This window comes from Fibrisoma limi BUZ 3, from assembly GCF_000296815.2.
GTDB lineage: Bacteria > Bacteroidota > Bacteroidia > Cytophagales > Spirosomataceae > Fibrisoma > Fibrisoma limi.
On the sequence record NZ_CAIT01000007.1, the window covers coordinates 335,085 to 346,297 of the forward strand.

General features: G+C 53.5%; 13 protein-coding genes. 4 read left to right on the forward strand and 9 right to left on the reverse strand.

What is annotated here, in order from left to right; genetic code table 11:
• Window positions 1–5: 5 nt before the first annotated feature.
• From miaA to BN8_RS17680, 9 genes are all read right to left on the reverse strand, one after another.
• The gene (miaA, locus tag BN8_RS17640; RefSeq protein ID WP_040006214.1) at window positions 6–944 is read right to left on the reverse strand and encodes a tRNA (adenosine(37)-N6)-dimethylallyltransferase MiaA; all 939 of its coding nucleotides are present in this window, start codon (window positions 942–944) and stop codon (window positions 6–8) included.
• A gap of 22 nt (window positions 945–966) precedes the next feature.
• The gene (locus tag BN8_RS17645) at window positions 967–1,839 is read right to left on the reverse strand and encodes a hypothetical protein (protein ID WP_051041095.1); all 873 of its coding nucleotides are present in this window, start codon (window positions 1,837–1,839) and stop codon (window positions 967–969) included.
• Window positions 1,836–2,405 (reverse strand): Uma2 family endonuclease, encoded by a 570-nt coding sequence (locus tag BN8_RS17650; RefSeq protein ID WP_009283273.1) that lies wholly within the window; start codon window positions 2,403–2,405, stop codon window positions 1,836–1,838. Before BN8_RS17650 ends, BN8_RS17645 begins: the two co-directional genes overlap by 4 nt.
• Window positions 2,406–2,443: 38 nt before the next feature.
• Entirely contained in the window at window positions 2,444–4,552 is a 2,109-nt protein-coding gene (gene recG / locus BN8_RS17655; RefSeq protein WP_040006215.1) for an ATP-dependent DNA helicase RecG, read from the reverse strand.
• A 126-nt stretch (window positions 4,553–4,678) separates the two neighbouring features.
• On the reverse strand, window positions 4,679–6,106 hold the full coding sequence (locus BN8_RS17660) for a DUF5723 family protein (RefSeq protein ID WP_040006216.1): 1,428 nt from the start codon (window positions 6,104–6,106) through the stop codon (window positions 4,679–4,681).
• A 188-nt stretch (window positions 6,107–6,294) separates the two neighbouring features.
• Window positions 6,295–6,897, reverse strand: coding sequence for a NifU family protein (locus BN8_RS17665; RefSeq protein WP_009283276.1), 603 nt, complete (start codon window positions 6,895–6,897; stop codon window positions 6,295–6,297).
• Window positions 6,898–7,067: 170 nt separating this feature from the next.
• On the reverse strand, window positions 7,068–7,388 hold the full coding sequence (gene rpmA, locus BN8_RS17670; RefSeq protein WP_009283277.1) for a 50S ribosomal protein L27: 321 nt from the start codon (window positions 7,386–7,388) through the stop codon (window positions 7,068–7,070).
• Window positions 7,389–7,469: 81 nt separating this feature from the next.
• Complete coding sequence (gene rplU, locus BN8_RS17675) at window positions 7,470–7,787, reverse strand: 50S ribosomal protein L21 (RefSeq protein ID WP_009283278.1); 318 nt, start codon at window positions 7,785–7,787, stop codon at window positions 7,470–7,472.
• Window positions 7,788–7,918: 131 nt separating this feature from the next.
• Window positions 7,919–8,371 (reverse strand): PaaI family thioesterase, encoded by a 453-nt coding sequence (locus BN8_RS17680; protein ID WP_009283279.1) that lies wholly within the window; start codon window positions 8,369–8,371, stop codon window positions 7,919–7,921.
• A 129-nt stretch (window positions 8,372–8,500) separates the two neighbouring features.
• Between BN8_RS17680 and BN8_RS17685 the strand changes: the two genes are divergently transcribed.
• The 4 genes from BN8_RS17685 (at window position 8,501) to BN8_RS17700 (ending at window position 11,157) form a co-directional block, all read left to right on the forward strand.
• Window positions 8,501–9,274 (forward strand): phosphosulfolactate synthase, encoded by a 774-nt coding sequence (locus tag BN8_RS17685; RefSeq protein WP_009283280.1) that lies wholly within the window; start codon window positions 8,501–8,503, stop codon window positions 9,272–9,274.
• Window positions 9,275–9,328: 54 nt separating this feature from the next.
• Window positions 9,329–9,982 carry a DedA family protein gene (locus BN8_RS17690; protein WP_009283281.1) on the forward strand — a complete coding sequence of 218 codons (654 nt, stop codon included), beginning with the start codon at window positions 9,329–9,331 and terminating at the stop codon, window positions 9,980–9,982.
• 92 nt (window positions 9,983–10,074) lie between these two features.
• A complete protein-coding gene (locus BN8_RS17695; protein WP_009283282.1) occupies window positions 10,075–10,821 on the forward strand; it encodes a shikimate dehydrogenase family protein in 747 nt (248 codons plus the stop codon).
• A gap of 51 nt (window positions 10,822–10,872) precedes the next feature.
• A complete protein-coding gene (locus BN8_RS17700; protein ID WP_009283283.1) occupies window positions 10,873–11,157 on the forward strand; it encodes a putative quinol monooxygenase in 285 nt (94 codons plus the stop codon).
• Window positions 11,158–11,213: the final 56 nt, after the last annotated feature.

Sequence of the window (11,213 nt, forward strand, 5' to 3'; positions counted from 1 at the left end):
AATCATTAGTGAACAGTTTCTGGATCAAACCTCAATATAACTTCTTCCACCAGTTCGGCTGTTGGCTGTTGACCATCGAGCCAATGGATGGTTAGTCCGTCGCGCTCCATCTTCCGGAAGAATGTCATCTGCCGCCGGGCAAACTGGTGGATCGCCGTTTCGAGCCGGGTTACCATCGTGTTGTACTCCAGCTCTCCTTGCAGATACTGCGTAATAAATTTATACTCCAGGCCGTAGAAAATCAGTTTTTCCGCCGGAACACCCTGTCGTAGCAGCCGTTCTACCTCCTCTACCATCCCGCTTTGCAGCCGAGCATGCAGCCGGTCCGTGATCCGTTGCCGACGCAGTTCTGCGGGTATGTCAATTCCAAACACGACAGCGGGCGGGGGCGTTTTGGCCTGCGTCAGGGGTGTATCCGGGTGCTCACTAAGATACCGATTGATCTCAATGGCGCGGATTAGTCGCTTGCGGGTCGAGGTGTCGGCCAGGGCCGAATAGGCTGAGGGCATTTGTCGAAATAGCTGCTGTAGTTCGTCATCCGTGCGGGTTTCCAGGTCCGCCCGAAACGCATCGTCGCGAGGAATGGCCGTGAACGCGTGGCTGCTTAGCACGGCATCGAGGTAAAGCCCCGTTCCCCCACAAACGATCGGCAGTCGACTCCGCTGTTGTATATCAGCTGCCGCCCGGGCAAAATCCTGCTGAAACTGGTACACATTATAGCTATCACCCGCGTCGATGATGTTGATCAGGTGATACGGCACCGGTTTTTCATCCACTACGTAGTCGGCCAGGTCCTTGCCCGTACCGATGTCCATACTGCGGTACACCTGCCGCGAGTCGGCGCTGATGATTTCGCCGTTTAACCGGTGAGCAACGTGAACCGCCAGGCGGGTTTTGCCGCTGGCCGTAGGACCCAGAATGATGAGAAGCTTAGCTCTAGACACGGAGAAACGAAGTGAGACGCTGTTACGCTGATCGTCTCTGTGGTTCATAAACGTTGACAAATTTAATACTGCCCGCATTGTAAACCGCTACGTAACCCATGTCAGGCAGTTGGCTTTCGATCAGGCCGTCGGGTAGGCGATGTGGATAGTGCCTAATCCATTCGCCGGGTTTGACCCAGAATTGTTGCGGTTCGGTCAGGATTTGCCGCTCAAATCCCAGCCGTTCGTAACTTCGGCCATCCGACCAGTCACGATCAGCGTAGGTCATCACGTCGTTAGGCTGGTGGTCACTGACGAAGGCTTTCAGCAATTTATCCAACCCGCCAACTACGGTGCAGTTGAGCCGATTAGCAAAGCGAATCAATTCCACCGAGCGATACGTATTCGCAAACGTCCGGGCGGCTGCAAACGTAGCAACAGCAACCAGCAATTCGGTAGTGCCAGCCGGTACGTTTCTCTCCCGAAAATCATCCGACAGCACTCGAAAATAACGCGCGGGCAGGAACAACCCGTATTTATAGCGACCGGCCAAAGGCACCTGCAGGTGATTTTGGGTCAGAAACTGAACCGCTGTTGGTTGATCAATCCGCCGAACCTGTGTCAGGCGGGCCGGAATACGCTCCGATTCGCCGACCAGAGCCCGCAGCCGCGATTGTACAACATCAGGCCGCTGCCGCCAAACATCCTCCCACAGATGAATGACTAGCCAGCCTTCTGCTGCTAATTGCGTTGAAAGTTGTTGAAAGAAGAACCGTGGGTTATGATCCCGGAGGAAACGGACGTAATCCGGAAGGGCAATCTGGTGAACGAGCGTTTGTGTACCGTCGAGTCGGTACAGGGGAAAGGGCGTATTGATTACGGGTGATGAAAACGGCTCAGCAGGAACGGGAATCAAACGGCGAACAGCGTTTTAACGTCAACCATGATGCCGGGCAGCACCGCCGACTCGATTTTACCTTCGTCGACAGTAGCCGCACTGAGCAAGGTATAGTGACCATTGTCGAGCCGATACACTTCAATCAGTTCTTCAAGCGGATCAACGAGCCAATATTCCTGAACGCCATGCTGCTCGTACAGAAGCTTTTTGGTTACGCGGTCCCGATAGCCGGACGTTGGCGATATAATCTCAACCATCAACGCCGGTACGCCTTCGATACCATTATTTGTAATTATGGGCGCATTAACAGTCGGTACGAATAATATGTCCGGCTGAACGCTGTTGTGGCCGTCCAAAAATACATCGATAGGAGCATGAAACATTTCCCCAATCTTCTTCTGAGTCACATACAACTCCAGAACAAATTCAATTCGGCGCGAAACACGCTGGTGCAGCGGGGAGGGGGACAATTTTTTCACTAGTTCTCCATCAATGAGTTCATACCACGACGTATCGTTGTCATCGAACTCCAGCTCCCGAAACTCCGCTACCGTTAATTTTTGAACAGCTACGACCGACTCCATACCTTACGAGGTTGACGTTTTCTTAAAAGTAACACTTTTTAGCTAATCCGACTCCAGTTGCTTTCGGTCTGCTTAATGCTGTCCAGGTGGTTCCGGATGGGCGCGTGTTGCGGCAGCACAAGATTCGGGTCCTCTTCCAGAATTCGCTGCGCCGACTCACGGGCTGCCGTCAGAATCGGTCCGTCTTTGGCCAGATCGGCAATCATCAGGTCCATGATTCCGCTCTGCTGCGTACCAGTCAGGTCGCCGGGACCGCGAAGCTGCAAATCCACGTCCGCAATTTCGAAGCCGTTGTTGGTACGTACCATCGTTTCGAGCCGGGTTCGCGTATCACTGCTCAGTTTGTAGCCGGTCATCAGAATACAGTACGACTGCTCCGCTCCCCGGCCAACGCGCCCGCGGAGCTGGTGCAACTGCGCCAACCCAAACCGCTCAGCGCTTTCGATCACCATCACGCTGGCATTCGGTACGTTTACGCCCACCTCGATCACCGTCGTAGCCACCATGATCTGCGTTTCGCCTTTCAGGAACCGCTTCATCTCGTCGTCTTTCTCGTAGGCCAGCATCCGGCCGTGCAGGATACCGACCTCGTATGTAGGTCGCGGAAAGGCCCGCTGAATGCTTTCATAGCCATCCATGAGGTCTTTATAGTCCAGCTTTTCTGATTCTTCGATCAGCGGATACACGACGTACACCTGCCGACCTAACTCAATCTGCTGGCGCATGAAACCGAACACTTCGGAGCGGTGCTTATCGTATTTATGAACGGTTTTGATCGGCTTCCGCCCTTTGGGCAACTCATCAATCACCGATACATCCAGATTGCCGTAGAGCGTCATGGCCAGCGTGCGCGGAATGGGCGTAGCCGTCATGACCAGAATATGGGGCGGCACGGTCGGGTTTTTTGCCCACATTTTGGCCCGCTGTGCAACGCCGAAGCGATGCTGCTCATCGATAATGCACAGGCCCAGGTTTTTGAACTGGACTACATCTTCGAGCAGGGCGTGCGTCCCGACGATAATGTGCATCTGGCCGCTTTGCAATTCTTCATGCAGCACCCGACGGCGTTTCTGATTCGTGGAGCCGGTCAGGATACCGAGGTTCAGGCCCAGCGCATCCGCAAACGGTTTCAGGCCATTGTAGTGCTGATCGGCCAGGATTTCGGTCGGAGCCATCAGGCAGGCCTGCGCGCCGTTGCCGATAGCCATCAGCATCGAGATGAACGCGACGATGGTTTTGCCGCTGCCTACGTCGCCCTGCAGCAGCCGATTCATCTGTTTTCCACTGCAAAAATCAACGTAAATTTCCCGAAGAACCCGCTGTTGCGCGCCGGTCAGTTCAAACGGCAGCAATTCTTTATAGAAGTGCGTCATCAGGGTCGTATTCCGGAAAAGCTGGCCCGGATACTCCTCCTTCTGCATCAGCTTGTTCATAATCAGCCGCAGTTGATTATAGAACAGTTCCTCAAATTTCAGCCGCCGTTCAGCCTGCCGGAGCCACGCCTGGTTCTGGGGCAGGTGGATGTTCCAGAGGGCTTCCCGCTTGCCGATGAGCCGGTATTGCTGAACAAGCGATTCGGGCAGGGTTTCACGGATATGATTCCACGAGAGTTCCAGCAGAATGCGCATGATCTTACCGATCATTTTGCTGTCGAGGTGCCGACGGCGGAGCTTTTCCGTCAGGTTGTAAACCGGAAAGAAACCCTGCTCAATCTCGGCATCGGGCGTTACGTTCTGAAGCTCAGGGTGAACAATGCTGAATTGACCATTGAACGACTGCGGTTTTCCGTACGCTACGTACTCGCCTTCCCGCCGGAGAAATTTTTCAATGGCGTTGATGCCCTGAAACCAGACGAGATGCATCGTGCCGGTACCATCGGTAAACGTAGCCACCAACCGGCGCTTGGGTCCTTCACCCTCAAAATACCAGTCGCGGAGCCGGCCACGTACCTGCGCCGAGGGCATCGACTCCATCAATTCGCTGATGGTGTAGAAACGCGTGCGATCGTCGTACCGAAAAGGATAGTACTGAATCAGGTCCCCGTACGTAAACAGATTCAGTTCCTTGTTAAGCAGTTCGGTCCGCTGAGGCCCTAAGCCTTTTAAATACGAAAGCGGGGTATTAAAGAAGGTGGTTCGTTCGGTCATGGGCGACCCGGGCATCGGCCCGTTTGACACCTACGTTCGGGCGCGAATAGGTCAAATATACAGAAAAACTCAGTTTGTTCTACCCAAAGAGCCGCCCTAATGGCTTTTCAGGCCTAAACTCGGCTGTTACTCCTCTTCGGCGCGGCCAAATCCAAACGCCAGTCCGCCGTATACATCCAGTCCGCGCGGACGAATACCGTTTCGTTCGTTACCGATCAGGCCCAGCAGGTTATCAGTTCCCAGAAACGCAGGGCCAACACGGACCGATAGTCCGGCCGTTAAGCCCCGATTCAGGTACACAACCGGCACCGCAATACCAACGGCATACACATCGAAACGGGGCGTTACGGCCACCAACGAGGGCTGGTGAACACCCATAGCTGCTTCGGCGCGCAGGTCCTGCAAATACGTAACGGCGATCCCCAATCCATCGGGCGACTGGTAATCGGCGGTCAGGTTCAGCGATGTAGGCAATCCGGCCCGGAACCGGTTCTGATCCGGACTACGGCCTGTATTGAGCCGTTGCTGAATAGTTTCCAGAATCTGACTTCGGTTCTGAATGTTGTTAAAATCATCGGTCCGGAATCGAACGCCCTGCAGCTCTCCTTCAGCATCGCCGTAGGTATACTGCGTACCATTGTAGCGAACACTACCGATGTCCGTCACGGCCGCGCCCATGCGCCAGGTTGGGCTATCGGGATCGGCCTGCGACACGTAGTTCAGACCGATATCCAGCCCAACGCCACGACCCGGCGACGGGCTGAAAAGCGTACGCGGGCTTAGGTTACGGTTCCGCTGAATGCTGGTATAGGCCAGCGTAGCATCCAGGCGGTTCACCTCCAGAGCTACACCATTAGGCGCCGTCTGATCGGCTACTAACTGATAGTTCAGCCCACGGTTGATAAAATGCTGGGCGTTGTAACCGAGCAATACCTTTGCCGTTGCGCCCAGAAAAAGCCGTTCGCCGTCATTCTCCCAGATCGTTCCGGCATACGTCAGGCCCAATTCGCTATACGTATTGGTATTGGCCCCGAACTGATTATCATTTGCCGGGATACCATACAAAGCGCCATCGCTCAACCCGACCCTGACGGCCGACAACAACGCTTCCGATGCGCCAACTACCTGAGCCGCGGCTCTCAGCCGGGTGGTTATGCCCAACCCACCCCGGTTACCAACTTTCATCAGCACCGATGGCCCCCGCACTTCCCCCCAGACAGTCCCATTTTTGGGTTTACCGTCCAGAATTTCATCCGTGTAGTCCACTGCGAATTCCAGCGTTCCATCGGGTCGTTTATACTGGCTCGGTACGCTGCCACTCAGCAGACGGACCAGCGAAAATGGAGCCTGGTAGCGAACGTAGTTGTTGTTGGCGTGGGCATTGCCCGAAAGTACATTTAGATAGAGTCGGTAGGGTGAGTCTGCCGCGAACGCGGGATTCAGGTACAGCCGATTGGTTCCCCCGTTCGGGCTGGTTGCTATGCCTAATAAGTTCTGGCCCATGCAGGCCGTACTCACTGACCAGCATAATCCTACCAGCAGTGTATGTTTCATGAATGTGCAGGTTGTCTGGAAAAGCGTCCCGCCAAATAAACGTCAATCTGCTGTTCTCGTTTGCGAGCAGATACCAGATCTGAGTAAGCGGGCGAAGTATGTAAACGAAATAACAACAAATAGGGAATAACAAAGGCTCTATCCTATTCCTCCGCTATTCCCTATTCGTTTACTAACGTTCAATCTCATCAGACGCCTTCAGCCTCGACCTGCTTTACGTCCGGCACCAGGCGGGTCAGCAAATTTTCGATACCTGCCTTTAGTGTAAGCGTTGAAGAAGGGCAACCGCTACAGGAGCCTTGCAGGAGCACTTTCACCGTACCGGTGGGCTCGTCGAATGAATGGAAATTAATAGCTCCTCCGTCGGATTCAACGGCCGGCCGAACGTACTGATCCAGCACCGCTTTAATTTTCTGTACCGTTTCAGAATCTACTTCCACCCGGGTTGTGTTGGCGTCCATAGTCCGCTGTGCAAACACCGGTTTCTTTTCTTCGAAGTACTGCTTCAGAAAAAACTTCACCTCAAACAAGACGTCGTCCCAGTCAGTGGCGTCGTCTTTAGTGACGGTGATGAAATTTCCGGCGATAAACACCCGGCGTACAAACTCGAACCCGAATAGCGCAACGGCCAGCGGTGAGGCTTTCCCATCCAGCAGGGCATCGCCCGGTTCGGCGTAGTCAAATGAAAGACCGGCGGGGACCAGTTCAAAATTGACGACGAACTTCATTGAGTTCGGATTGGGGCTACCTTCCGTGAAAATAGATATGGGTCGACTCAGCAAAGAATCCATAGTACAACAATTTTCAGTATTGCGGGTATTCCGCAACCGTTCCCCCGGTTAACAGTACCGACGTTTTTTTAGTTTTCGACGTGAAGCAAAAACGCCCGACACAAGTGCCGGGCGTTTTTATAAAACTTCGTTGATATAGGGCCAGATTAACCGACCCATCAGCGTATTACTTACTCAGCCGGAGCTGCTTCGGCGGCTGGAGCCGTTGCTACCGGGGCCACTTCAATCGCCGACGGACCTGCCGGAACGATGTGTACGTACGAGCGACGGTCGCGACCCTGGCGGAACTCAACCGTACCGTCTACCAGTGCGAACAGCGTGTGGTCTTTACCCAGACCTACGTTACGGCCAGGGTGATGCTTTGTGCCGCGCTGGCGGATGATGATGTTGCCGGCAATGGCTTTCTGGCCGCCGAAGAGCTTCACGCCCAAACGCTTGCTGATCGAGTCACGGCCGTTTTTGGAACTACCTACACCTTTCTTGTGTGCCATTTTCTTAAGGGAGTTTGTAGTTTGTGGTTTATAGTCGGATGGCGTTGCAACCTTAACTTACGAACCGCAAACCTCTACACATTAAACAGTGATATCTTCAATTAACACCTTCGTCAGGTACTGACGGTGACCGTTTTTCTTTTTGTAGCCTTTGCGACGCTTCTTTTTGAAGACAATCACTTTTTCACCTTTGAGGTGTTCGACGATTTTGGCTGAAACCGTCGCGCCATCGACTGTCGGAGCGCCTACGCTGATGCTCCCGTCGTTATCGACCAGCAGGACTTTTACCTGGTCGGAGGCAAGTGCAGCGTCCGCGTCGCCTGCTAACCGGTGGGTATAGACGGTACGGCCCTTCTCGACTTTAAATTGCTGCCCTGCGATCTCTACGATTGCGTACATGACTTATGTATAATTTTGGAAATGAGGGTGCAAAGATAGTTAAAAGCCCGACATTATCAAAGCATAACACCGGGTAAAATAGTTAAAACTCTGGATACCCTCTGCAATGACTGTAGCTGAGTATCAGACGTCTAAAACGGCAATCTAACCGACGTCTGGAGCAGATTCGTGGCGCATTTAGCGATAATCTTCCCATCGGCGGCCGTGATGGTGGCTTCGCAGTGGATGATATTTTTGCCGGCTCGCACAATCTGAGCCGTTGCTGTCAATACGTCGTTCAGCCGGGCCGCACTCAGAAAATCAACGTTCAGGTTAACGGACGTATAGGCGTATTCGCGACCCAGAGCGTAGACCGTCATACCGACCAGTTCGTCCATGATGGCCGCGGCTGCACCCCCGTGCAACACGCCAGTCGGATTGGTCATCTCTTCCCGAACAGCATACGTAGCGACCATCCGATTAGGCTCGACAGACTGCAAAGTGCCGTGCAGCCAACGACCAAACGGGGAGGGACTGTGTTGCGTCGATTGCCCGATGAGTGAGCGGAAGAAGTCCAGGCGCGGATTCGATGAGGTAGATTCCATAGCCGCCAAAAATAGTATTTAACTAAGCTAAACGCTCTCCACATGCTATTATTTATGGACTTTCTTGCGAGGTTTTCGGCAGTTGTACTACTTTTGGGCGATTTTTAACTCGCCTACTACGTATACTGAATGAATTATACGCTAACGCAGATACCCGAACGCACCGTCAAGCCCCGCCAATACGGATTAACCATGGCCATGGATAAAGGCCTGAGCCTTCGGGAAGCTGAAGACTTCATGTCGACATCGGCGGCTTACGTTGATATTGTAAAACTGGGTTGGGCAACGTCGTTCGTGACTCCGAATCTGGCCGACAAAATTCGCATCTACAAGGAAGCAGGCGTTCCCGTTTATTTTGGCGGTACCCTCTTCGAAGCTTTCGTTATCCGTAATCAATTCGACGATTACCGGAAACTGCTGGACAAGTATGATCTTCAATACGCTGAGGTTTCGGATGGCTCCATCGACATGAAGCAGGAAGACAAACTATCGTACATTCAGCAACTGGCTACGCAGGTGACGGTGTTGTCGGAGGTCGGGTCGAAAGATGAGGCTAAGATTATCCCGCCTTACAAATGGATTCAGCTCATGAAGGCCGAACTGGAAGCCGGGGCCTGGAAGGTAATCGGCGAAGCCCGTGAGGGGGGAACCGTCGGCCTGTTCCGGTCAAGTGGCGAAGTGCGTCAGGGTCTGGTGGAGGAAATTTTGACGCAGGTGCCGTTCGAAAGTATTATTTGGGAGGCTCCGCAGAAAGAACAACAGGTCTGGTTCGTTAAACTATTAGGAGCGAATGTGAACCTGGGTAATATTGCTCCGCACGAGTCAATTCCGCTGGAAACCATCCGGCTTGGTCTGCGTGGGGATACGTTCATGCACTTTCTGAATGGTAATGGTAAACACTAATCTTTCCGAAGCGTGAAGCCCTGAGTCCGGCGCCATGATTCGCAACAAAACACGATGGAACTAATCAAATCGCTTCTGGATTTTCTGCTGCACCTCGATCGCTACCTCGACGCGTGGGCCAATAACTACGGGATATTACTGTACGCGATCCTTTTCCTGATCGTCTTTACCGAAACCGGGCTGATTGTTATGCCGCTGCTACCGGGTGATTCGCTGCTGTTTGCAGCCGGAGCACTGGCCGCCCGCGACACCAATGAACTACGGGTGGAGGTCATCATCCCGCTGCTGATCGTCGCGGCTTTGTCGGGCGACAACGTCAATTACATTGTCGGGAAGTTTCTGGGGAATCAGATCAAGATGCGCGAACGAATCTTGTTCTTTAAACGAGAATACATCTCCGAAACCGAAAAGTTTTATGGCAAATACGGCGGCCGTACGGTGATTATTGCCCGCTTTATTCCCATTGTCCGGACCATCGCGCCTTTCGTGGCCGGGGCCGGCAGCATGAACTACGGCACCTACATTAAGTTCTGCATCATGGGTGCGGTGCTGTGGGTAACGAGCATTACGCTGCTGGGTTACTTCTTCGGGAACTTCCCGATTGTTCAGAAAAATTTCGAACTGGTCGTATTCGGTATCATTGGCCTGTCGGTCATGCCGATTCTGGTCGAAGTACTGAAAAAACGGCTGCGCCGGACCCCTGCGTAGCGTACGGTTTCGCCTTAGTAGCATCTCTTGCCCCGCTATTTTCTGAATGGCGGGGTTTTCTTTATCCGCGCAAATCTGTGTAATTCGCGGCCATGAAGCGTTACGGACTCATTGGTTATCCCCTCACTCACTCGTTCTCCCAGCGGTATTTCGCCGAAAAATTTACCCGCGAAGGTATCACTGACTGCCGCTACGATCTGTTCGAACTCCCCGATATTACCGCGCTACCCGACCTGCTGCAAACGCCCGGTCTACGCGGACTGAACGTCACTATTCCTCACAAACAGGCGGTGCTGCCGTACCTTGATCGCTTGGATGCATCTGCCGAAAAAGTAGGTGCAGTGAATGTAATCCGGCTCGAACCAGATGGCTCACGAACCGGCTTTAATTCGGATTATTACGGTTTCCGGCAGTCGCTCGAAGACTGGTTACAGGCGCTTGGCCGAACCACCATTGGCATCCAGGCGCTGGTTCTGGGCACCGGTGGCGCATCAAAAGCCGTTACGGCCGCGCTGACGGATTTACAGGTACCGTTCGTGATGGTGTCCCGTACCAAAACAGATACGACGATTGCTTACAACAACGTGCCCGACCTGATCGAGACCCACCAACTGCTCATCAACTGCTCGCCGGTAGGTACGTATCCACACACCGACGAAGCCCCGGCTCTCCCCTACCACCAACTCACCGACCGGCATTTGCTATACGATCTGGTGTACAATCCCGCCGAAACCCGGTTCATGCACTACGGGCGTGAGCGCGGTGCCGATGCGCTCAACGGCTTGCGAATGCTGGAACTTCAGGCCGAAAAAGCCTGGGCCATCTGGCAGCGTGAGTAGAGACCGGCTGATAATCTACTTTGCTCCGTACATACAACCCAAACTACCCTTATGGCGCTAACCGTTTTTGCCGTGATCATCGCCCGGCCGGGTGCCGAAGCTGACCTGCGCAACGGCCTGTACAACCTGGTTCCAAAAGTACGCGAAGAAGACGCGTGTATTCTCTACGAACTGTACGAGAGCCCCGAACACCCCGAGCGGTTCATCATGTACGAAATCTGGACCGACGAAGCCGGACTTCAGGCTCACAACCAGATGCCGCACATGCAGGAATTTGCCGAAGCAGCCCGGCAGTGGCTGGCAGCCCCCGTTGAACTGATTAAACAGGAAACGTAGCGGTTTCAGTGGCACTCAATCGAATTCCTGCGGTTATCTGCCAGGGGTTTCGTAAA